General features: G+C 50.8%; 20 protein-coding genes. 8 read left to right on the top strand and 12 right to left on the bottom strand.

What is annotated here, in order from left to right; translation table 11 throughout:
* The first annotated feature begins 8 nt into the window (after window positions 1-8).
* Window positions 9-3,194: a ribonuclease E gene (rne, locus tag J6J34_RS06065; protein ID WP_301898642.1), complete on the top strand. Its 3,186-nt coding sequence runs from the start codon at window positions 9-11 to the stop codon at window positions 3,192-3,194.
* 80 nt (window positions 3,195-3,274) lie between these two features.
* Here the strand turns inward: rne and J6J34_RS06060 are convergent, their stop codons facing one another.
* The 12 genes from J6J34_RS06060 to pspA form a co-directional block, all read right to left on the bottom strand.
* Window positions 3,275-5,773, bottom strand: a complete 2,499-nt coding sequence (locus J6J34_RS06060; RefSeq protein ID WP_301898641.1) for a S9 family peptidase — start codon at window positions 5,771-5,773, stop codon at window positions 3,275-3,277.
* A 104-nt stretch (window positions 5,774-5,877) separates the two neighbouring features.
* A complete protein-coding gene (gene maiA, locus J6J34_RS06055) occupies window positions 5,878-6,519 on the bottom strand; it encodes a maleylacetoacetate isomerase (protein ID WP_301835734.1) in 642 nt (213 codons plus the stop codon).
* A 21-nt stretch (window positions 6,520-6,540) separates the two neighbouring features.
* Window positions 6,541-7,563: a fumarylacetoacetate hydrolase family protein gene (locus J6J34_RS06050; RefSeq protein ID WP_301720228.1), complete on the bottom strand. Its 1,023-nt coding sequence runs from the start codon at window positions 7,561-7,563 to the stop codon at window positions 6,541-6,543.
* A 3-nt stretch (window positions 7,564-7,566) separates the two neighbouring features.
* Entirely contained in the window at window positions 7,567-8,712 is a 1,146-nt protein-coding gene (locus J6J34_RS06045; protein WP_301720227.1) for a homogentisate 1,2-dioxygenase, read from the bottom strand.
* Window positions 8,705-9,781 carry a 4-hydroxyphenylpyruvate dioxygenase gene (gene hppD, locus J6J34_RS06040; protein WP_301720226.1) on the bottom strand — a complete coding sequence of 359 codons (1,077 nt, stop codon included), beginning with the start codon at window positions 9,779-9,781 and terminating at the stop codon, window positions 8,705-8,707. The genes J6J34_RS06045 and hppD overlap by 8 nt, the downstream gene beginning before the upstream one ends.
* A gap of 217 nt (window positions 9,782-9,998) precedes the next feature.
* A complete protein-coding gene (gene tyrR / locus J6J34_RS06035; protein WP_301898640.1) occupies window positions 9,999-11,564 on the bottom strand; it encodes a transcriptional regulator TyrR in 1,566 nt (521 codons plus the stop codon).
* Between the two features lie 117 nt (window positions 11,565-11,681).
* Window positions 11,682-12,029, bottom strand: a complete 348-nt coding sequence (locus J6J34_RS06030) for a 4a-hydroxytetrahydrobiopterin dehydratase (protein WP_301720224.1) — start codon at window positions 12,027-12,029, stop codon at window positions 11,682-11,684.
* A 23-nt stretch (window positions 12,030-12,052) separates the two neighbouring features.
* Complete coding sequence (phhA, locus tag J6J34_RS06025) at window positions 12,053-12,847, bottom strand: phenylalanine 4-monooxygenase (protein ID WP_301720223.1); 795 nt, start codon at window positions 12,845-12,847, stop codon at window positions 12,053-12,055.
* A complete protein-coding gene (locus tag J6J34_RS06020; RefSeq protein ID WP_301720222.1) occupies window positions 12,840-14,093 on the bottom strand; it encodes a trans-sulfuration enzyme family protein in 1,254 nt (417 codons plus the stop codon). Before J6J34_RS06020 ends, phhA begins: the two co-directional genes overlap by 8 nt.
* 132 nt (window positions 14,094-14,225) lie before the next feature.
* The gene (gene pspC, locus J6J34_RS06015; protein ID WP_301720221.1) at window positions 14,226-14,627 is read right to left on the bottom strand and encodes an envelope stress response membrane protein PspC; all 402 of its coding nucleotides are present in this window, start codon (window positions 14,625-14,627) and stop codon (window positions 14,226-14,228) included.
* The gene (gene pspB, locus J6J34_RS06010) at window positions 14,624-14,863 is read right to left on the bottom strand and encodes an envelope stress response membrane protein PspB (RefSeq protein WP_301720220.1); all 240 of its coding nucleotides are present in this window, start codon (window positions 14,861-14,863) and stop codon (window positions 14,624-14,626) included. Before pspB ends, pspC begins: the two co-directional genes overlap by 4 nt.
* A gap of 74 nt (window positions 14,864-14,937) precedes the next feature.
* Entirely contained in the window at window positions 14,938-15,609 is a 672-nt protein-coding gene (gene pspA, locus J6J34_RS06005) for a phage shock protein PspA (protein ID WP_301720218.1), read from the bottom strand.
* 328 nt (window positions 15,610-15,937) lie between these two features.
* Here pspA and pspF point away from each other — a divergent pair, with 328 nt between their 5' ends.
* The 7 genes from pspF to putP are packed head-to-tail and all read left to right on the top strand — an operon-like array spanning window position 15,938 to window position 23,888.
* Window positions 15,938-17,026, top strand: coding sequence for a phage shock protein operon transcriptional activator (gene pspF, locus J6J34_RS06000; RefSeq protein WP_301835739.1), 1,089 nt, complete (start codon window positions 15,938-15,940; stop codon window positions 17,024-17,026).
* Window positions 17,027-18,664, top strand: coding sequence for an ABC transporter substrate-binding protein (locus tag J6J34_RS05995; protein WP_301720215.1), 1,638 nt, complete (start codon window positions 17,027-17,029; stop codon window positions 18,662-18,664).
* Complete coding sequence (locus J6J34_RS05990; protein WP_301720214.1) at window positions 18,661-19,692, top strand: ABC transporter permease; 1,032 nt, start codon at window positions 18,661-18,663, stop codon at window positions 19,690-19,692. The genes J6J34_RS05995 and J6J34_RS05990 overlap by 4 nt, the downstream gene beginning before the upstream one ends.
* Window positions 19,679-20,575, top strand: a complete 897-nt coding sequence (locus J6J34_RS05985) for an ABC transporter permease subunit (protein ID WP_301720213.1) — start codon at window positions 19,679-19,681, stop codon at window positions 20,573-20,575. Before J6J34_RS05990 ends, J6J34_RS05985 begins: the two co-directional genes overlap by 14 nt.
* Entirely contained in the window at window positions 20,572-21,567 is a 996-nt protein-coding gene (locus J6J34_RS05980; protein ID WP_301720212.1) for an oligopeptide/dipeptide ABC transporter ATP-binding protein, read from the top strand. Before J6J34_RS05985 ends, J6J34_RS05980 begins: the two co-directional genes overlap by 4 nt.
* Window positions 21,560-22,360, top strand: a complete 801-nt coding sequence (locus J6J34_RS05975) for an ATP-binding cassette domain-containing protein (RefSeq protein WP_301720211.1) — start codon at window positions 21,560-21,562, stop codon at window positions 22,358-22,360. The genes J6J34_RS05980 and J6J34_RS05975 overlap by 8 nt, the downstream gene beginning before the upstream one ends.
* Window positions 22,361-22,364: 4 nt before the next feature.
* Window positions 22,365-23,888 carry a sodium/proline symporter PutP gene (gene putP, locus J6J34_RS05970; RefSeq protein ID WP_301834257.1) on the top strand — a complete coding sequence of 508 codons (1,524 nt, stop codon included), beginning with the start codon at window positions 22,365-22,367 and terminating at the stop codon, window positions 23,886-23,888.
* The last annotated feature ends 55 nt before the right edge of the window (window positions 23,889-23,943 follow it).

The raw sequence follows: 23,943 nt of genomic DNA, 5'->3' as shown, positions 1-23,943 counted from the left end.
TCACAACTATGAAAAGAATGTTGATCAATGCAACACAGCAAGAAGAGCTGCGCGTTGCTTTGGTGGACGGACAACGATTATACGATTTAGATATCGAAAGTCCCGGCCACGAACAAAAAAAAGCAAATATCTACAAGGGTAAAATTACCCGCATCGAACCTAGCCTTGAAGCAGCCTTTGTTGATTACGGCGCTGAACGTCACGGCTTCCTCCCCCTGAAAGAAATTGCCAAAACCTACTTCCCGAAAGGCTATACCTTCTCCGGCCGTCCGAATATCAAGGACGTCATTAAAGAAGGCCAGGAAGTCATTGTCCAGATTGATAAAGAAGAACGTGGCCAGAAAGGCGCAGCACTGACTACTTTTATCTCGCTGGCCGGCAGTTACCTGGTGCTGATGCCAAACAACCCACGTGCCGGCGGTATTTCTCGTCGCATTGAAGGTGATGAACGCACTGAGCTTAAAGAAGCGATGCGCGATCTAAAACTGCCTGATGGTATGGGACTGATTGTCCGTACTGCAGGTGTTGGCAAATCAGCAGAAGAACTCGACTGGGACCTCAATGTCCTGATTCATCACTGGCAGGCCATTGAAAAAGCATCTGAGCAACGCCCTGCTCCGTTCCTGATCCACCAGGAAAGTAATGTTGTCTTCCGCGCTATCCGTGACTATCTGCGTCGCGATATCGGTGAAGTTTTGATCGATAACCCGAAAGTCTTTGAACAGGTTCGTGATCACGTTACTCTGATTCGTCCGGACTTCGTCAATCGTGTAAAAACCTACGAAGGCGATATCCCTTTATTCAATCATTATCAGATTGAGAGCCAAATCGAATCGGCGTTCCAACGTCAGGTCCGCTTACCCTCAGGTGGCTCTATCGTTATCGACCCAACTGAAGCTCTAACCTCCATCGACATCAACTCGGCACGCGCCACCAAAGGCGGCGATATCGAAGAGACCGCATTTCAGACCAACTTAGAAGCCGCAGAAGAAATCGCACGCCAGTTACGCCTGCGTGATGTCGGCGGTCTGGTCGTTATCGACTTTATTGATATGACCCCGATGAAACATCAGCGCGAAGTTGAAAACCGCCTTCGTGACAGCCTCAAACAAGACCGTGCCCGGATTCAGGTCGCACGCATCTCACGTTTTGGTTTGCTGGAGATGTCTCGTCAGCGCCTGCGTCCGTCGCTAGGCGAATCAGCCAATCACGTCTGCCCTCGTTGTGATGGTCATGGCACCATCCGCTCAGCAGAGTCACTGGCGCTTTCGATCTTGCGCTTGATTGAGGAAGAAGCCTTAAAAGATAACACTATTCAGGTTCAGGCTCAGGTCCCGGTGACTGTCGCCACCTATTTGCTGAATGAGAAACGCAAAGCCATTGCCGAAGTTGAAAAACGTCACTCGGTATCGGTTCTGGTGATTCCAAATACCAACCTTGAAACACCGCATTTCGACGTCAAGCGTCTGCGCAATGACGAGATGGACGAGGCCAACAGCTTTACGCTCATCGACAAGCCTGAAGACACCAGCACTGAAGTTGTCCTTAACAAAGATAAGCCAAGCTTCGAAGAGCCAGCCCTCAAGGGCCTGCAGGCACCAGCTGCGCCGGCTCCGACACCTGCCCCGCAAGTGCCTGAAAAAGCAAAAGCTGTGGCAAAAGCTACCGGCACCTCGTTGTTACAACGCCTTGGTAAATGGCTGAGTGGAATCTTCGGTAGTGAAGAAGACGAACAGCAAAAACGCCAGCAAGAAAAACGTGATGACAACCGTAATCGAGGCGGTAATAACCGTCGCGGTGGTCAGGGTCGTAACCAGCGTGGTGGCCAACGTCGCCGTAATACTTCCCGTTCACGTCCACGCGACGATGAGCAGAAAGGTACTACGGATAAGCCAGAGGCTAGCAAAGACAAAGCTGCAGAGACGAAAGACAGCGGTAAAAACGAGCGTGGTCAACGTCGTGGTGGCAGAAACCGTAATCGTCAGCAAGCGGATGCAACGCAAAAGCCAAAAGCAGACGCGGTTGAGAGTAAAACTGAGTCAAAACCAGCAGCAGAAGCCAAACCTAAGCCGCGTCGTCAACGTCGCAAACTGGATAAGTCCGTTCGCGTAGGCAAAGAAGAACAAAGCACTGCTCCTGAGCAGGTTCCGGATCTGTCGCTGGACGAGTCGAAACAAGACCAGCAAGAAAGCGCCGCAGCAGCGACGCAAGCGGCGACGGAGTCCACCGAGCAAACACAGGATGCAACTGTTGAGCAAAGTGGCGAGAAACGTGAGGGTCGTAATCGTTCACGCCGTAGTCCGCGTCATCAGCGGGCCGCAGGTCAGCGTCGTAAAGCAGAAGGTCAGCAAGAACAAACCTCTGACGAGAGCGCTACCGACTCGGCCACAGCGCAACAACCTGAAGCTGTCGAAACAACGGCGCCGAAAAGCACCACTGAAACCGAAGCCAGTGCCGAGCAAACCAGCGAAAAACCGGCGAAAAGCCGTGGCTCCGATGACGCTAAGCCAAGAAAACGTTCAGCACGCATGACCCAGGCGGCCAAAGAAGTTGCTGCTGAGAAGAAAGCTGCTGAAGCTGCCAAAGCTGACGCTGGTGATGCGCAAGTTGAGTTAAAGCTTGATGAGAGTACTGACGCCGGAACCGATAGCAAGGCAAAAGCTGAGCACAGCCAGGTTGCTGCGAGCGAGGATTCCGCTCAGGCAGAAGCTCAAACGCCAAAACCAGCACCTGCAGCTGAGCCGTCGCAAGAACAGCCAGAGGTGCAGGACAAAGCGCCAGCTGACGTTGAGCCAGAAGCTGAACCTAAGCCAGCAACCAAGGCTGCGGTGAAGCCTGAAGCTCAGGAGAACAAGCCAGAGCCGAAGGAAGAAGCTAAAGCAGCGGCAACAGACCAGGCTGAAGAAACGGCGAAGGAAGCGAAAGCGGAATCTAAGCCTGCAACCAAGCCAGCTGCGCAAGCAGCAGCAGAACCTGTTGCCAGCAACAAGCCAGCAAAAGCAATTGGCCGTCGGGTCAGCGCACCTATGGCGAAAGCCAGCGCCCAACCGCGTGACGATAGCTTTGCCCCACTGCAGGTTGCTGATGAAAGTCAGCGTGCCGATTTCAGCAGAGCCAGTACTGTAGCGAGTCTCAGCCAGGCGCGCGCTCGCGCTCACGCTGAAATGGCCAAGTGTGAAAGTTCTGGCGCTTAACGCCGGGCTTTCTTAACTGCCCTATAAAAAAGGCCGAAATCTGAAGATTTCGGCCTTTTTCTTATCTATTACTTAGTCATCTACTTCAGGTTTTCTTCAAACAACTCATAGATCCGACGGTACTCGTCCAGCCAGCTCGATGGCTGCCGGAAGCCATGCGGCTCGACCGGGAATATGGCAGTTTCAAAATCCTCTTTCTCGTGCTCGATCAAGCGCTGCACCAAACGCACACTGTCCTGGAAAAAGACATTGTCGTCTACCATCGGTGAGTTGATCAATAACGCATCTTGCAGGCCCTCAGTAAAGTAGATTGGCGAGCTACGGCGATAGGCAATAGGATCGTCATCCGGCAAGTTGAGGATGTTAGAAGTGTAGCCGGTGTTGTAATGTGCCCAGTCTGATACTGGCCGTAAGGCAGCACCCGCTTTGAACAAGCCCGGCTCATTGAATAACGCCATAAAGGTCAGGAAGCCACCGTAGGAGCCACCGTAAGTACCCATTCGGTCGGTGTCAACGTTGGTATTCTCTCCAGCCCACTGCACCACATCCACCAGATCTTCGACTTCAGGCCAGCCCATATTCCGGTAAATCGCTGTGCGCCAATCCCGGCCATATCCTTTCGAGCCACGGTAATCGAGATCCAGAACCACATAGCCCTGACGGTTCAGGAAGGTATGGAACATAAACTCGCGTTGGTAGTTCGACCAGCCCGCGTGTGCATTCTGCAGGTAACCTGCACCATGAATAAATACCACTGCAGGATACTTCTCGGCACGGTTCGGATCATAGTCATCCGGATAGTAGACACGCGTATAAATCGGCTCGTCCACATTGCTCGATGGCACCGGTACGATCTCCGGCACGCTCCAGTCGAAACTATTGAATTGTTCAGTCGCTGTATGAGTTAAGCGTTTAGCCGAGGCTGATGACAGTAACGATTGGACATAGAGCTCAGACGGCTGCAAGGCACTGGAGTAGCTAAACACGACTTGATCGCCGCCAGGGCTGAGCTCAAAGGACTCCACCATGCCATCGAGATCGGTCAGTTGTTCCGTTTCACCGCTTTCATAATTTACCCGATACAATTCGTAAACCCCCGGATGAGAAGCATTCGCGGTGAAATAAATCGACTGCGTCTGGGCATCAACTGCCGGGCTTTCAGTGACAAATTTGCCTGAGGTCAGCTGTTGCTGGTTGCCACCTAGGCGCTGGGTGTAAAGATGCGCATAACCGTCTTCTTCACTCTGATACCAGATACGATCGTCAGAATTGGGTAAAAAGCCAAATTCATTGTGGGTGTAGTTAATCCAGGCATCATCGTGCAGACGATGCTGGTTCACCAGCTGTTTGCCGGCAAAATCAACCGAGGCTATCCAGCGATCTTTATTGTCCCAGGCTTCCAGCATGACAATGGCGTTTTCACCCGTAGCTGACCAGCGAATCGCGCCGCTCTCCCAGCCCCAGTCCTGCATCAGGGTAATAGGTCGTGGTGCTTGCTCCGATTCATAGTCTTTACCCTGTGCGGCATAATTTTCGGCCTTCACTTCAGCAAGCACGTCTTCGTTCCAGCCCGGCAAGGTGTTGTAGGTAAACGGGGTCTGCTCCCCAGTTTCCAGATCAAGCAGCAGCAACTGGTGCTCTACGGGCTTAGCGTCAGCCACCCTGCGGCGCACCGACTCGGCTTCTACGCGACCGGACTCAGCAACGTAATTTGGCATAATATCGCCGTCGTCACGCCAGCTTTGTGGATCAGTGATAGCAACAATGAGTTTATCTCCTGCAGGCGATAAACTCGCGGCGACAATTTGCTTGTTCTCGCCAAGGTAAAATGACTGCGGAGCTAAAGAAGGATTTTCATTTGCTAACTCGGCGCGGTAATCGGCTCGCTCCTGACGATCGCGGCGCTCTTTTTGTACAAACTCAATGAGTTCAACCTGCTCGCGGGCAACAAAGTCTTTCGGCTCAGCAACGGCTTCGGGTTTATTGCGGGTAGCTAAGCTGGCCACTTGTGCAGTGAGGCCGCTTTGCGGGTCAACCACAAAAAAGTCATTGCCCTGACGGTAGCTCAAACGGCCGTCATTGAGAAAGGTTAACTGGGATTGGCGCGCTTCATCGCGGGTCAGCTGGCGTACATCACCGCTTTCCATATCACGTACGAACACGTTGCCTTCAAAACTGTAGGCTAACAGTGAACGGTCATCATTATACACCCCATCGCTGTAGGCGTAGTTGTGTAAACGATCGACAGGTACCTTATGCGCGTTTTCTTTATCTAACGGCAAATGAAACCAGTCACTGATCACGCTATTCTCGCGTTTTTGTTGGTAAAGCACACCGGTGCCGTCGAGCAGCCAGTAGGCTGAACTAGGTGAACGTGCCACCCAGTCCTGATCCGACATGATTTGCTTGATGGTGAGTTCACCGGTTTCCACCGCCGAGCTGGTATTGCCGTCCGCCAGACTTAAGGTCTCCGGGGCGGTGGTAGTGGCACTGCTGCCACTCGTACCCGCGACGTCAGTTGCCGCGCAGGAGGCAGCAATAAATGCAGCGAGTATTGAAACAGTAAATTTTGTTTTCATTCTTATGTTTCCCTTTCCTATGAGATAGAGCCATTAAAGCAAAATGCCCAGCAAGTTACGAGCTGGGCATTTGTCTATTGCGGTGAACTTATAGTTTCCTGCGTTCAGGATTCGGCATCGGGCTGTTTGTCAGGATGCGCCTCGGCAACCCAGGGCAATTCCTGTAAGCGTCCATAAATACTTTGCAGTAATGGGTAAGCATCTAAGTCGATACCAAACCGTTGCGCACTATAGACCTGCGGTACCAGACAGACATCCGCAAGAGAAAATTCGTCGCCGACGCAATACTCGCCAGAAACTTCATTCAGACTTTGCTCGAACGCAATAAAGCTCTCAGTAAACCAATGATCGAGCCACGCTTGTTTTTGCTCGTCGCTTACTTCCAGTTGCTGTTTCAAATACTGCTGCACCCGCAGGTTGATAAGAGGTTGCAATTCACTGCAAAGATCCAGTGCCAGCGCCCGAATGGCACCACGTTGCCGCGGGCTGCCAGGCAGCAGGCTCGGGCGCGGATACTTCTCTTCCAGATATTCGATAATGGCCAGCGACTGATGCAGGATCACCTGACCGTGGACCAGAGTGGGTACCAGACCATTTGGATTGAGCTGTCGGTACGCCTGTTGATGTTGCTGACCACCATCTTTGAGAAGATGCACTGGCAGGTAATTGTAGTCACACTTTTTGAAGTTTAGGGCAATACGTGCCCGATAACTGGCGCTTGAGCGCCAGTAACCGTAGAGTTCCATAGGATCGACCCCATTAATGAGTTAGTCTTCTGGCTGATACTGTAGGACCTTTTGGTCGATACTGCCAAAAATACTTTTGCCATCGGCGTCATTCATTTCAATCTTAATGGTATCACCGAACTGCATAAACCCAGTGCTTGGTTTGCCATCACGAATGGTTTCAATCATGCGTACTTCAGCGATACAGCTGTAACCCACCCCGCCTTCTGCAATAGCACTACCATGGTCGGTGCCTTGCTTGTTCGATACGGTACCTGAACCTATGATAGCGCCGGCACTGAGATGTCGAGTCTTCGCCGCATGCGCGACCAGCTGGGCAAAATCAAAGGTCATATCTTCACCAGCGTTCGGCTTGCCGAACGGCTGACCGTTGTATTCGCTCAATAACGGCAGGTGGACCTTGTTATCTCGCCAGGCATCGCCTAACTCGTCCGGAGTTACAGCGACAGGTGAAAACGCTGACGATGGTTTGGACTGAAAGAACCCAAAACCTTTACCCAACTCATTTGGAATCAAGCCGCGCAGCGATACATCATTGACCAACATCAACAGGCGAATGTACTGCCCTGCTTTACTTGCCTCCACACCCATAGGGACATCGTCGGTAATAATGGCCACTTCACCTTCAAAGTCGATCCCCCAGGCGGTATCCCCCATTTCGATAACATCTTTGGGACCGAGGAAGTCATCAGACCCGCCCTGATACATCAGCGGATCTGTCCAGAAACTTGGCGGCATTTCCGCATTACGGGCACGGCGTACCAGCTCGACGTGGTTCACATAGGCACTGCCGTCGGCCCACTGATAAGCGCGCGGTAACGGTGATTCACAGAGACTTTCATCAAAAGCCACAGCGTCATCAAGCTCACCATTATTTAAGGCGCTGTAGACATTCTCCAGCTCCGGCGCAATGCCATCCCAGTCATCAAGAACTTCCTGTAAGGTTTCAGCAAGGGCTGGAACCGCAACAGCTTTCGTTAGATCGCGACTGACGACCATCAGCTGGCCGTCGCGTGTACCGTTTCGATAGGTTGCAAATTTCATAGATTATTTAGCCTTTTCATCTTTTGCTTGCCAGCTATACACATAGTCTGGGTTTTCCACTTGCGCACACACATCGCCCATTTCCAGGGCATTACGTGTATCGAGCATGACTGCCACTTCATCGGTAAATTTCTTGCGATACTCGCGCCCGGCCTGGAAAGCTTTCGGATGCGGTCCGTGAGTAAAGCCAGCAGGATGGAAAGTCACCATCCCTTTGTCGATGTTATCGCGGCTAAAGAAGTCACCCTCATGGTAAAACAATACTTCATCATAATCGTCGTTGTTATGATAAAACGGCACTTTCAATGCGCCCGGGTCCGATTCAATCGGTCGTGGCACAAAGGTGCAAACGACAAACCCATCAGCGACAAAAGTGGTATGTGCCGACGGCGGCAGATGGTATCGATGACTCATCAATGGCCGTATATCGCGCCAATTGATTCGCACAGGCGCCAAATCACCATGCCAACCCACCGCATCAAGCGGGTTATAGGGATAAGTAATACGCGAGATTTTATCGTGCCGTTTCACTTCGATCTGCCACTGTTCTTCGCTGTATTGAGCTTTAAAGTCAGCATCAATATCCGGCGTATCCAGACACGCAGGGTCGAAAATAGCGTGGTTGCCGACCAGACCTTTCTCTGGCAACTGGTACGCACTGTTGGTCGCCTCGATCATGACAATATGCATAGGCTCGAGGGGTTCAATACGCCAGTTCGTAGACCTTGGAATAGCGAAATAGTCGCCTTTTTCAAGGGTGATATGACCGTAGTCACAATACAGCTCACCACGCCCTTCATGGATAAATAACAGCTCATCACCATCAGCATTACGCACTAAAAAAGGCATCTTCTCATGGCAATGCCAGATGCGAAATTTACACTGTGCGTTGTGCAACAACAATGGCACCTGCCACGGGGAGTCCGTGGCCAGGTTATCCAGTTTATTAAAATCAAAATTACGGGGGCGTAACTCACCTTCCCACTCACTCCAACCGGTTGGAGCATGGCGGTGATGAAAATGCGTTGCCGGCCCAAAAAAGCCACTGCGGCCAACTTCACGTTCATAGATCGCCTGCTCCGGGAAGTCTGCGTGAGCCTGTTTAGAGCTCACGCCAACTTGTTTCGGAAAGCTAATCCATTTACGCATCGTCTAACACTCCACGACGAATTTGGTCTTCTTCGATAGATTCGAACAAGGCTTTAAAGTTACCTTCGCCGAAGCCTTCGTTACCTTTACGCTGGATGATTTCAAAGAACACCGGACCAATAACAGTTTTGGTGAAAATCTGCAGTAAGATACCGTCTTTCATCGGCGCGCCGTCAATGAGGATTTGCAAGTCACGCAAGTCATCAAGATTTTCGTCATGCCCTTCTACACGCTCATTTACTTTTTCGTAATAGGTGTCCGGCGTCGGCATAAAGTCCATGCCGATTTCACGCAGATCACGTACTGTTTTGTAGATATTGTCCGAGGTCAGCGCAATGTGCTGAATCCCCTCGCCTTTGTATTCGCGTAGATACTCTTCGATCTGAGACTTATCATCGTGGGATTCGTTGATCGGGATACGGATTTTGCCGCAAGGTGCGGTCATCGCGCGACTTAGCAAACCCGTCAACTTGCCTTCGATATCAAAGTAACGGATCTCGCGGAAGTTACCGATGCGCTCGTAAAAACCTGCCCAGGTATCCATGTTGCCACGGAATACGTTGTGGGTCAGATGATCCACTTCATACAGACCAGCAGCGTGGTCTTTCATTTTCGCTTGCCAGTCATCGTAAAAGTCGAAGTCGTCGGCGTACACGCCCATACCATCGTACTTATCAATGAAGTAGAGAACACTTTCGCCGATCCCGTACACAGCTGGGAAATCAGCTTGGCTCTCACCCACATCACGCTGGAAAGGTTTCGCACCGTTGGCTACGGCGTGTTCGAAGGCATGCTGGGCATCCTTCACGCGCCAGGCCATACCGCAGACGCTTGGACCGTGCTCTTTTGCAAAGGCTTCAGCCTGACCGCCAGTTTCAGCATTGACGATAAAGTTAATGTCATTTTGCTTGTACAGCCAGACTTCTTTGCTTTTGTGTTTGGCCACTTCGGTGAAACCCAGTTTCACAAACAAGTCTTTCAGTGCAGCAATACCTTTTGCATCAGGAGCGGCATACTCAACGAACTCGAATCCGTTGGTCTGTAATGGATTATAATTTATGTCAGTCATTCTGTAGTCCTCATTCGTACGTCAGGCTTTTAGTAGTGGCCTATGTTCTACTATGCTCATCAGGCAACTACCAGAGGCGAGGCTGAAACTCCGCGTGCGGCTTCAGCGCGTACTTTTGTAAAGATGTTGATACAGATCAACTTTAGCTGACAATCAGCGACTTCTATGTACGGTTTTCCATACAACAGCCTCAATTTTCGTAAACAAAGCTTTACTCTCAGGATTTTGCAACCGACTTACGCCGCTGTTTGCCAATCCCGTACTCACGAAGTTTGTTCGCCACAGCAGTGTGCGAAAGCCCCAATTTTTTGGCCAGTTGCCGGGTACTGGGGTAACTCGGATACAAGCGTCGCAGGATGGTGCTTTCGAACTTCTTAACCGCTTCATCCAGGCTGCCCTCTTCCAGATCGACGGCAACATTTTCATGCAGCCCGTCGGCCTCAGGCAGATAAACATCGGCAGCTTCCAGCCGATCACCTTCCAGCATGGATAATGAACGAAAGAGTACGTTTTCCAGCTGACGAACGTTGCCCGGCCATTGATAACGTTGCAACAACTCGCGGCAATCACGGGTCAGCAATACCAGACTACGTCCCAAACGTTGGCACGCCTGCAGGCTGAAATGTTCGGCTAAAAGGGGGATGTCAGATTTACGCTCGCGTAGCGGTGGTAACAGCAACGTGAGCACATTCAGACGGTAAAACAAATCTTCGCGGAAGGAGCCTGCCTCGACGCGGTCCTGCAAATCATCGCGGGCTGAACAAATAATACGAACGTCTACGGCGACCTCTTGCTCCTCCCCGATACGGCGGAATTTACCGTCCTGAATAAAGCGCAGCAGCTTTGCCTGCAGGCCATTCGACATCTCGCCAACCGCATCGAGCAACACGGTACCGCCGTTCGCCTGTTCAAAGATCCCTTTTTTCGCTTCGGTATGAGGCCCTAAACTACCTTTGCCGTGGCCAAACAGTTCACTCTCCGCGACATTATCCGGCAGTGCTGCACAATTGACCGCCAAAAAGGGTTGCTCCGCGCGATGACTGGCCTGATGGCAGGCCCGCGCCAGCAACTCTTTGCCGACCCCGGTTTCCCCCTGAACCAAAAGGGGAACATTCAACTCAGCCATGCGCCGCGCTTCTTTGAGCAAACGTTTCATGCTGGCATGTTCGCCGAGCAACTGATGAAACGCATCATGCTGACCGGTGCGCTGCCACTGACTGCTCAGAGGTTGCGGCTTACAGGTCAGCACTGCGCCAGCGAAGCTGGTTTTATCATGCTCATCGGCCACCCAAATCGGCATCAGTTCAGCGAAATACTTTGCCCCATTAATGGTCACCTGACTCAGCTGCGGCTCGGTGGGTTGGCGCTCCAGCCAGCGGCTGATATTAAAGCCGCTGAGCCATTGCGTAATCGAAGTGCCCGGTAAATGTTCACGCGTATCCGATAGCAGTAAACCGGCAGCATCATTGGCAATATCAATGATGCCTCTGGCGTCAATCGATAGAACAGGATCCGGGAGTTTATTCAGGAGCAGACTAAACTCAAAATGTTCTCGCTCTGAGGGCATAAAAGCTACGGTTTTTACGTCTTTAACGTTAGGAATGCGCCGGATCTCAGGCATCAGGTGCTGGAAATCTTTAAATTCAAGTTCAGGGAAGTTCAGGAAGATCTTGCCTTTGGGGTCAACTTCGATACCACGAAGATCAATTTCACGGTCACGTAGAATCTGCAGTACATCTTGGCAAAGACCCAGGCGGTCATCGCAGGTGATTTCGAGACGCATCAGCACAACTTATCGGTTGATTAAAATGTAAACATAAGTATACATAAAAAAGCCTCTACCCGTCACTAGGCTAGAGGCTTTTTGTCGATAGCTTTGCGCCGATCAGCGCAATCTCAATTATTCTTCATCATTCAGCGCTGCGTCAGTACGCGCCGCCATGATAAAATCATTTTTGTGCAGACCGTTGATGGCATGTGTCCACCAGGTCACCGTCACCTTGCCCCACTCGGTTACCAGCGTCGGGTGGTGGAATTCATCTTCAGCAATTTCCCCCACGCGGTTGGTGAATGCCAACGCCTGCTTGAAGTTTTTAAACTTAAACTCGCGTTCCAGCTGCATCACGCCATCGCGTGACACTGGCGTCCAGTTTGGGATTTCCCGCATAAGTTCTGCCAGTTCCTCATCGCTCACCTTGGGTGCGTCAGCATTACAGGCTTCACATTTTTGTTCTTTTAAGTCAGTCATAGTTACTCCGTTTTTACAGTCCGTTAAGCGGCATTTTTGGGTGGAAACTTAGGTTCAAACAAACCAAGTTCCATCGCTTCATGTACCAGAGCCATGATATCCAGGTCCGCGATTTCAAATAACTTTTCGGTACTCTCGATGGTGTAGTAGATGGGCTGCATAATATCAATCCGATACGGTGTACGCAGCGCATCAAGAGGCACCAGTGGTTTACGTTCGGGTTTATCACTATGGATCGCATATTCAGTTTCGCCCGGCGACGATAAAATACCCCCCCCGTATATACGTAAGCCATCTTCGGTGTTCAATAAACCGAACTCCACTGTAAACCAGTATAGCCGAGCCAGATAAACGCGCTCTTTTGGCGTCGCGTTCAAACCTAACTTACCGTATTGATGGGTAAAGTGGGCAAACGCTGGATTCGTTAACAGTGGGCAGTGGCCGAAGATTTCATGAAATATATCAGGCTCTTGCAAGTAATCAAACTCTTCTCGCGTACGAATGAAAGTCGCTACTGGAAACTGCTTGTTCGCCAGCAGGCGAAAAAATTCGTCAAACGGGATTAGAGCCGGTACTTGTGCGACCTGCCACCCCGTCGTCGCTTCCAGTACTTTATTGACCTCATGCAGTTGTGGCAGACGATCATGCGGCAAGTCCAGTAACTCGAGTCCATGCATGTACTCATCACAGGCTTTACCTGGAATGTGTTTTAACTGGCGAGCAACCAAATCGCGCCATACCGCGTTCTCTTCGTCACTCCAGTCGATAATACCGTTTTCGTCTGGCTGGCGTGAAACGTATTGGCTTTGTTTACCCATAAGTCAAAGGTTCCCCTTGTTGCTGTGCTGTTTGCGGTGTTGTTGTTTTAAAAGTTTTGGCAAACGCTTGTTCTAAATCCTGAATAATATCATCAACGGCTTCCAGCCCGACTGCGATACGGATCAGTGTATCGCTGATCCCCGCGCGAGCTCGCGCTTCTGGCGTGTACGGCGAATGCGTCATCGACGCCGGATGTTGAATCAGAGTTTCGGCATCGCCGAGGCTGACCGCTATAGTAATTAATTCTAGTCCATCCAACAGTTGTTGCGCATCCTCCCTGTCGCCATGCAATTCAAATGCGATGACAGCTCCACTGCCATGCATCTGCGTGCCCATCAACCGTTGCGCGGGATGATCGGGCAGGCCCGGGAAATAAACAGTTCGCACGGACGGATGCTTAACTAAGTAGTCAGCTACTTTGACTGCATTCTTACAATGTCGTTCCATACGCACATCAAGGGTCTTCAGACCACGCAAAATCAACCAGGCATCGTGTGGACTCATGGTTGCGCCCATATCTTTCAGGGTCGTTGCCTTAATTAACTCAATGTCATCCTCGGTACCACAGATCAGGCCCGCGACCACATCGCCATGTCCATTAAGAAATTTGGTCGCACTATGCACCACAAGATCAGCACCTTGTTGACGCGGCTGCTGCAGCAAAGGTGTCATAAAGGTATTGTCGACAATCACCCGCGCCTGATAGTCATGAGCAATACTGGCGACAGCGGCAATGTCGATAATTTTTAGGTGAGGATTGGCCGGCGTTTCTATAAACACCAGCTTGGTGGTTTCGCGCATGGCGGCACGCACGTTTCCGGCGTCGGTCATATCGACGAAGTCGACTTCGATGCCAAACTTTTTGAACAGATGGGAGAACAACGCAAAGCTGCACCCGTAGATCGCATCGGCCACTACAACGTGGTCACCATGTTCAAGAAACGCGAGCATGGCCGCAGAGATAGCCCCCATGCCTGTTGCGCATGCTGCACCCGCAGGAAAGCCTTCGAGGTGCGCAATCCGCGCTTCCAGTTCATGCGTAGTTGGATTACCAAGACGCGAGTAAATGTAGCCATTTGCTTCACCAGCAAAGCGAGCTGAGCCCTCGGCAGTGGTATGAAATGCGAAAGTGGCAGTCTGATAAAGCGGTGCAACCAATGCACCATGCGGATCCGGCTGTTTACCGCCATGGATCGTCATGGTCGCTGGCTGCCATTGCGATTTATGTTTATCGTTGTTGCGCATTGGCAGTACGTCCTCCTGTTGTCGACATCAAAGAGTGCATCCTGCCTTTGCGCAACGCAACTTGTCTGGGTGACAGAGTTACGGTTCAGGTGTAACGCTAGTTTTCCACCTGAAGGCTTTTCAGTGGTTCAATTACAGTTTTTTCAACTCACGGTCGACCTGATACGCATTCGAAGTGATGTACCGCTCCATTTGCTGTAACCGGTCTTCCAGTTCACGAAACTCTTCATCAATCTCTTTGTAAGCGCGGCGCGGAGGTTCGCCAGCACCATACACTTTGGTTTTCAAACCTATCGGCTGATGATCGCCATTTTTTTCAGGCGCTGACTTCTCGTCGAGAATCATCCAGGCCGCAATATAAAGAATAAGTACAAAGCCGTGGCCAAAAATTACCGCTGTGACCACAATAATACGTACCAGCCAGGCTTCGATATTGAAATAGTTCGCGATTCCGGCACAAACTCCGCCTACTTTCGCGTTCTTTTTATCTCGCAGTAACTGCTTCCGTGGTTTGTAATCATCGGAGTAACTCATTTGCGTTCCCTCCAGGTTGGCGCATCTGCATCAAGAATAGATTCGAGCGTCTTGATACGTTCACGCATGTGTTCAGCTTGACGTGCCAGTTGCTGTAAGTCCTGCAGTTCGGTTTCGGAAAGCCCCTGGCTGAGCTTACGCTTACTGCGGTAGTGCATGATGACCCAGATTGGCGCCACAAAAATCATAAAAAGAATCAGTGGCACAGCAATCATCGGTACAAGTATGTCTGCCATTGTAAAGGTTCCCTATGTCGTTCTGGCCTTGGCGTGCACCCGCAAGCGCGGGTGAAGCCAGAGTTTCAAGTCAATTAGTCAGCTTTTTTGTCTTTTTTAACGCGTGCTTTCAATGCTTCCAGTTCGTCGTTGATTTTGTCTTCGCCCTCAAGCTCAGCAAACTCATCGCGCAAGGTTTTCTTACCCATGTCGTAAGCTTCAACTTGTGACTCCAGATCATCAATCTTAGACTCATAACGTTCAAAACGGAGCATGGCGTCGTCAATTTTTCCGCTATCAATGCGTTTTTTCACTTCCAGGCGGCTGCTCGCAGCACGTTGGCGCATGATAATCGTCTTCTGACGCGCTTTAGCATCGGCGAGTTTTTCCTGTAGCTGTCCAACTTCTTCGTTAAGACGGTTCAGGTGCTCATTAATGCGATCAATATCAACGTTCAGGCTGGCAACGGCGTCGTCAGCTTTACGTTTCTCAACCAAAGCTAAGCGTGCTAAATCATCACGATCTTTGCTTAACGCTAACTCGGCCTTCTTTTCCCATTCCGCTACATCATTTTCATAACGGCTCATTTGACGCTCGGTATCTTTCTTTTCCGCAATCAGACGCGCTGATGTTGAGCGGACTTCTACCAAAGTGTCTTCCATTTCTTGAATAATCAGGCGCACCATTTTTTCTGGATCTTCTGCTTTATCCAGTAATGCGTTGATGTTCGAATTTACGATATCTGAAAATCGTGAAAAGATACCCATGTTCGTGTCCTCATAATTGATTCGAAACTGTTACTTTACGGTCACGAATTACAATGCAGGTACTGTGCCAACTTTTAAAATACCAGTTAATTTGCTGATATTCCGGTATTTTCCCGATAATATCAATTTTTTATTTGACCCTGACTAGTTATCAAATACACTAACTATTAGCCAAATTAACCACACATAAGGTTACTGACCGGGGTCATTCCAATGCCTCCTGGGTCCCCCGGATTCGGGTCCCCTGATAAAGGTCAGCAGAAAGAGCACTCTTACTATAAAGTAGTTTTACTACAGTAACAGCAGAACAATAATAAAGAGGCCTGTCATGAGTCCCCCACGTGAAGCGGATAATCTCATCGGCGAAGCAAATAGTTTTCTTGCGGTACTGGAGCAAGTATCGCAGATCGCACCGCTGGCGAAACCAGTACTTATCATAGGTGAACGGGGCACCGGCAAGGAGCTTATCGCCTCCCGCCTGCACTTCCTGTCACAGCGTTGGCAACAAAGCTACGTTAAACTCAATTGCGCAGCACTGAGTGAGAGCCTGCTCGAGAGTGAGTTATTCGGCCATGAAGCGGGTGCCTTTACGGGGGCACAAAAACGCCACGAGGGCCGCTTTGAGCGCGCTGACCAGGGCACCCTGTTCCTCGATGAACTCGCCAATACTTCGGCACTGGTGCAGGAAAAAATCTTGCGAGTCATTGAGTACGGAGAATTTGAACGCGTTGGCGGCAGTAAAACTGTCACCACAGACGTGCGTCTGATTGCCGCCACGAACGAAGATTTGCCTGAACTTGCTGAACAGGGTAAGTTTCGCGCAGATTTATTAGACCGTCTGGCGTTCGATGTCATCACCCTGCCGCCACTGCGCGAGCGCCGCGATGATATTCTTATTCTGGCGGAACACTTCGCGGTGCACATGGCACGAGAACTCGGCCATGGCATTTTTAATGGCTTTACCCAACGCGCCCGGCAAACCTTGTTAGAGTATTCCTGGCCCGGTAATATTCGCGAGTTAAAAAACGTGGTTGAGCGTTCTGTCTATCGGCTCGCCAACGAGACCGTCGCCTTAGACGATATTGTCATCGACCCTTTCGCCAGCCCCTGGCGGCCCAAGCCTGCCGCACACCGGCAAACCGCCACTAACGCACAGCCTGAAGCCGCCACCGGTACCAGTACCAACGACGAGACAGCAACACCAGCACTGGTGGCAACGGCTTCAGCCATTGACTTTAATTGCGGCGCCATTGATTTCAAAGAAGTGACTGCCAATTACGAGACCGAAGTTTTACAACAGGCGCTGCGCCATGCACAATTTAACCAAAAGAAAACAGCAGAACTTCTGGGTCTCACCTATCATCAGTTAAGAGGCTACTTGAAAAAGTATCAATTACTCGACGGATCAACGAATTAAATGAGCATTTGGCGACTGTGGTTACTTACCCCGATCATAACGTTGGCGGCCTGTTCGCCGAATCCGGACGATGTCCCCCCGCTACGTAATGGGATCGTCTATTGTTCTGAGGGTAACCCCGAGAGTTTCAACCCCCAGTTGGGTACGTCGGGCACTACCATTGATGCGACCTCTGCTCAGCTTTATGACCGTCTGCTCGATTACGATGACGCACAACAGAAATTCAGGCCTGCGTTGGCCGAATCCTGGCAAGCACTGGATCAGGGCAAACGTTATCGCTTCATGTTACGCCCGAATGTTAACTTCCACAGTGCGCCCTGGTTCACACCCAGCCGCCACTTTAATGCCGATGATGTGGTGTTTAGTTTTAAGCGGTGGCTGGAGGAAAGCCATCCTTACCACGAAGTGAATGGCGGTAACTATCCGTTTTTCACCGCCAGCGGCTTAAATCGTCTGATTACTGATGTTGTTGCGGTGAATGCCACCACTGTGGATTTCTATTTAAAACGCAGTGACAGTTCTTTTCTGGCGAACTTAGCCACGGATTTTGCCATTATCCTGTCTGCCGAGTACGGCGCTGAGCTGCTCGCCCGGGGCGAACCTGACCTTATCGACAAGCAACCGATAGGCACAGGACCTTTTGTTTTTGAAGAGTTCCGCAAAGATCTTATTATCCGTTACCACCGCCACGACGACTATTGGCGTGACCCTGCCCGCATCGAACAACTGGTGTACTCCATCACTCAGAACGCCAATAAACGCATGCTTAAATTGATCACTGGCGAATGCGATGTCATTCCCTACCCTTTGGTGGAAGAGCTCGCCGAGCTTGATACCGGTGATGAAATTCAGATCTCCAGCACCGTTAATCCCAATATCGCGTTCTGGGCCTTCAATACCGACCACCCCCCCTTTGATAACGTCCTGGTGAGGCGGGCGCTGGCCAGTGCAGTCAATCGAGAGGCCATTATCCAAACCATCTACAATGGTAACGCGCGACTTGCGACGGGGGTCTTGCCCGAAACCTCCTGGGCATACAGCCCAGTCGATCAAACCTATGGTTATGATCCCGAACGCGCCCAGGCGTTACTCGCCGCGGCAGGCTTTGAAGAAGGTTTCGAATTCGATATCTGGGCCATGCCGGTACAACGGGCTTACAATCCAAACGCCCAGAAAATGGCGGAGCTGATCCAGTCTGACCTCGCCCAAATTGGGGTACGGGCCAATATAGTCAGCTACGAGTGGAATGCCTTCCGTCGCCGCCTGGCCCGCGATGAGCATGACAGCGTACTCATCGGTTGGATCGCTGATAATGCCGATCCCGATAATTTTTTTCGTCCGTTACTGAGCTGCGCAGCGCTGAATGTCGGTACCAATCGTGCCAACTGGTGCGAACCCGAATTTGATCAGCTGTTGATGCAAGCAATAAGCGAGCCGGAAACCGACAGCCGTAAGAAACTATATCAGGAAATTGAAAACTGGATTTACCGTGAGGCGCCGTTAGTGCCCATCGCCAACTCCATGCGCTTTCAGGCGCATCGTAGTGATATTCATGGTGTTGAAGTGCCCGCCTACGGTGGCGTAAACTTCCGTCACGCCTACCGGGCCAGTTCAACAGACACCGGGGAGCAGCCATGATTCGCTACACCTTGCGCCGTCTCACCCTGCTTATCGTTACGCTATGGCTGCTGACGGTGTTCCTGTTCAGCTTGAATTATTTTTTCCCCGGCGATGCGCTTACCAATATGACCGGTATTCGTGCCAGCGACACTCTTGCTTACCAACAGGCCTTCGCTGCCCGTGATTTTGACGCGTCTATCTTCAGCCAGTACCTGAACTTCTTAGGTCACTTTACCCAGGGAGACTGGGGCCAGTCGTTAACCAATCAACGTAACGTATTTGGCGAATTATTGCCGCTGTTAGGCGGTACTTTAGAGCTTGCTCTGTTAGCTATGATTTTCGCCATGGCGCTCGGCGCGCCAATGGGCGTGTATGCTGCCGGACAGCAACGCGGCAGCATGGACCGTCTGATCATGGGAATCAGTCTGAGCGCCTACTCGATTCCGGTATTCTGGCTTGCGCAGTTACTCATTTTGCTATTTGCCGTCAAGCTCGGCTGGACTCCGATCTCAGGCCAGATCAATCCCTTGTTTGATGTCGAGGTGAACAGCGGCTCCATCATTCTTGATATTCTCGTCAGTGACAACCCCTACAAAACCGCTGCGCTACTTGATGCCATTAACCACTTATGGTTACCCGTTATTGTGCTTGCCATCATGCCGGCAACCATGCTGATGCGGACCACCCGCAATAGTATGCTAGAAGTACTGCAGCAGAACTACATCCGAGCTGCGCGAGCCCGTGGCCTCTCCGAATCCCGGATCTTACTCCGCCATGTGTTGCCCAATACCATGCAACCCGTGGTTCGCCAGCTTGGTCTGATGTTCAGCGTACTGATGAGTAATATTATCGTGACCGAGGTTATATTTAACTGGCCCGGTCTGGGCAGCTGGCTGGTGAAAAGTATTTATGAGCGCGACTACCCAGTGATGCAAGGTGGTTTATTCGCTTTTGCGACACTGATACTGTTGGTCAATGTTTGCGTAGAGCTGTTTCATGCTTGGCGCTACCCTCAGGTACGCAAGGAATTGTATGCAGAACGCTAATATCTATTTCCAACAACGAGAGCCATCGCCATTACGGCAGATCTGGTTGCACATGAATGCCAACCCCTTTGCAGTGGTTGCTTTTTATATTCTTGCGCTGTCATTAGCGATGATGCTGCTGTCACCGTTGATCACGCCATTTAATCCGGATGCGCAATTCTCGGATGCCATTCTGCAACCACCGAGCTGGTCCGATCAAGGCGAGATTCGATTCTTATTCGGTACTGACGACCTGGGTCGCGATATGCTCTCTCGCATCATTGCCGGTTCCGTTTACAGTCTTGGCTACCCACTCATTGCCGTGCTGGTTGCGGCCATCGTCGGTGTCACTATTGGCGCCTGGGCCGGTATGTCGCGTGGCGTGCAATCCTCTGCTCTAAACCATATGCTGGATGTGATTTTGTCCATCCCGTCACTGTTGCTAGCGCTGGTGATTATTGCCATCCTCGGGCCATCACTGATCAACGTCATGTTTGCCATTACCCTGGTGTTGATACCGCAGTTCATTCATGTCGTACATAACGCCATCTACGACGAGCGCTATAAAGAGTATGTGACGGCCTCACGTTTAAATGGTGTCAATCGCTGGTACATGCTCACCCGGGTTATTTTTCCCAACATCACCAGCGTGCTGGTCATGCAAACCACCTTCGCCCTATCGACAGCGATTCTTGATATCGCAGCGCTTGGCTTTTTAGGCTTGGGAGTACAAGCACCAGCTCCGGAATGGGGCACCATGTTAGCGCGCAGTCTTGACCAGGTGTATGTTTCACCGTGGATGATGATATTGCCTGGCCTGGCGCTGTTCCTGACCATCCTTTCGATTAATGTGCTCGGTGATAGCATCCGTGCTGCCATCGCTGAACGGGTTCGTAACTCATGAGTATTTTGGATATCCGTAACCTCACCATCGAACTGGAAACAGAAAATGGCCCGGTACGGGTCCTTGACCGTTTTAATCTGCAACTCGCCGAAGGTGAAATTCATACCTTGGTGGGTGAGTCTGGTTCCGGCAAAAGCTTGCTAGCCAAAGCCATTTTAGGTTTCATCAATCCGCGCTGGAAAATTACCGCGGACAGGCTTTGGTGGCGCCATTACGACCTGCTCGCTCTCAATAATGCGCAACGGCGCATCGTCACCGGTCGCGACATGGCGATGATTTTCCAGGACCCCAGTACTTATCTGGATCCCAATGATAAAGTTGGCGCCCAACTTCGCGAAACGATCCCCGTCGGCGACCTCACGGGCATTTATTTAAAACGCCGTGCGGATCGCCAGACTCGTGCAGAACGCCTGCTACACAGGGTCGGAATCAAAGATACTAAAGAGGTCATGGAAAGCTATCCCCATGAACTCTCGGAAGGGCTGGCGCAGAAAATCAGTATCGCCATGGCAATCGCCCATAATCCCAAGCTGCTTATTGCCGATGAGCCAACCACGGCGATGGAGCCCAATACCCGTTCACAGATTTATCGTTTGCTGGCGAAATTAAGCGGCGGTCAGGGTATGTCGATTTTGATGATCACTCAGGATCTCACTGCAGTGGTGCCAGAAAGTCAGCACATCAGTCTAATTTATTGCGGCCAGCTGATGGAGAGCGGCCCCACTGAACAGGTGATGCAGTCTCCTTTGCACCCGTACACCGAAGCTATGCTGAGTATGAGCTTATTCAGTCAGAATAAAGCACCGCAAACGCGTTTGCCGACGCTTTCGGGCGCTATTCCAACCTTGCAGCACATGCCCATCGGTTGTCGTCTGGGTCCGCGCTGTCCCTATGCACGCAGCGCCTGCGTGGTGAAACCTGAACTTGCCCGAAAACAACAACAAGACTATTCCTGTCACTACCCATTGTGGGAGGATCCCGAGCATGACTAAGCTTCTTGAGGTACGGGATATCAGCAAATATTACGTGCACAAAACCGGCTGGACGCCCGGTAAACGGATCTGCGCGCTGGAACCGGTGAACTTTTCTCTTGAGCGTGGTGAAACGCTGGCCATTATGGGAGAAACAGGCTCGGGTAAGTCGACCATCGCCAAGATTATTGCCGGCGCTGAACGGCCGACGACTGGCGAGCTGTTTCTCAATGGGCAGGCGCTGAGTAGCATGACCGATCAACAGCGCTGCCGGTATGTGCGCATGATATTTCAAGACAGCTTGCGTTCCCTGAATCCGCAAATCACCGTTGGCCAGCAGTTGACTGAAGCTTTGATTTTTAACACCGACTGGACTCCGGGACAGCAGAAGCAACACGTTTACGATACGCTTCATAAAGTGGGGTTGTTACCCGATCACTTTGGCTTTTATCCACATATGCTTTCCAGTGGCCAGCAACAGCGTGTTTGTATCGCTCGCGCCATCGTGCTGGAGCCGCAGATCGTTGTTGCCGATGAAGCCTTTGTTGCGCTGGATCCATCGATTAGAGCTCAAATCATTAATCTTATCCTGGATCTCCAGCAAGATATGGGTATTTCCTTCATTTTCGTCTCGCATTCGGCGGAGATCGTGAAACATCTTTCAGACAAGATCTTAATAATGCATCGTGGTAAAATGATTGAGTTTGGAACGACGCAGGCACTGATCAATCACCCTGAGGAGCAATTAACAAAAACACTGTTGCACTCAGAACATAATTACAAGGTGCCGTTACATACAACAATAAAGGAGTAAAGCTTTGGAAACAGGTACGCTTTTATCATTAGCGCTCTATTTCATAGCAATGCTGGGGATTGGACTGTACGCTTATAAAAAATCTACCGACGATATATCTGGCTACATGCTGGGCGGACGTGGATTAGGTCCAGGAGTTACCGCGCTTTCTGCCGGTGCATCAGACATGAGCGGCTGGATGCTCATGGGACTACCCGGCGCGATTTACGTTTCTGGTGTTTCGCAACTGTGGATTGCCGTCGGCTTGGTTGTCGGTGCGTATCTCAACTACATTATTGTTGCTCCACGTCTACGCATGTACACCGAAGTAGCGAATGACTCCATCACAATTCCCGACTACTTCGCTAACCGTTTTAACGATAAAGCACGGTTATTGCGGGTGTTTTCCTCTTTAGTCATTATCATCTTCTTCACCCTCTACACCTCCGCAAGTCTGGTTGCCGGTGGCAAGCTATTCGCCAGTTCTGCTTTTGGCCTTGAGTACAGCCTTGGTCTTTGGGTCACTGCCGGGGTGGTCTGTGCCTATACACTATTTGGTGGCTTCTTAGCGGTGAGTATGACCGACTTCGTGCAAGGTTGTATCATGTTTGTCGCGTTGGTTTTGGTGCCTATCGTTGCGATCTTCGATTTAGGTGGCATGACTTCAGTAACAGATCAAGTGCGTACGATTAACCCTGATTTCCTGGATTTCTTCCGCGACGGTGCAATAGCCGACCCGATGCTGAACCAGTTGTCGTTCCTCGGGATCATTTCCTTACTTGCGTGGGGTCTTGGTTATTTTGGTCAGCCACATATTATTGTGCGCTTTATGGCCATTCGCTCGGTGAAAGATATTCCGGCCGCACGCCGTATTGGTATCACCTGGATGACGGTTTCCATCATTGGTGCCATGGTAACGGGTTTCGTTGGTATCGCTTATGTGGTGGAAACCAAGATGGTGTTAAAAGATGCTGAAACCATCTTTATCATCTTCTCACAATTCCTGTTCCATCCACTTATCGCTGGCTTCTTGTTAGCTGCCATTCTGGCGGCCATTATGAGTACCATTTCATCGCAGTTGCTGGTGACGTCTAGCTCGCTGACCGAGGATTTTTATAAGGCGTTCTTGCGCCGTGGTGCCAGCCAGAAAGAACTGGTTCTGGTGGGTCGCATCTCGGTCTTGATTGTTTCTCTGGTGGCCATCGCCCTGGCCTGGAATCCGGAAAACACCATTCTGAGCCTGGTTGCGAACGCCTGGGCAGGCTTCGGTGCTGCTTTCGGTCCGGTGATTATTCTCAGCCTGTTCTGGAAACGTATGAACCGTCATGGTGCCTTAGCAGGTATGCTGGTGGGTGCTGCGACAGTACTGTTCTGCATCTACGTTCCAGTGATTGATGGTCAAACGTTAAGTAGCTTTGTCTACGAAATCATCCCTGGCTTCATTCTTTGTACTATTGCCGTTATTGTGGCCAGCCTCGCAACTACTGAGCCTGAGCAAAACATACGCAGTACCTTCGAAGAGATGGAACGCGAGATGGAAAAATACTAATCAGACAGATTGGTATTCGCCAATAAAAAACCGCAGCTCAGGCTGCGGTTTTTTT

Source organism: Pseudidiomarina terrestris (assembly GCF_030466405.1).
Lineage (GTDB): Bacteria > Pseudomonadota > Gammaproteobacteria > Enterobacterales > Alteromonadaceae > Pseudidiomarina > Pseudidiomarina terrestris.
The sequence above is the reverse complement of the archived record's forward strand: the minus strand, read 5'-3'. Positions and strand labels throughout refer to the sequence as shown.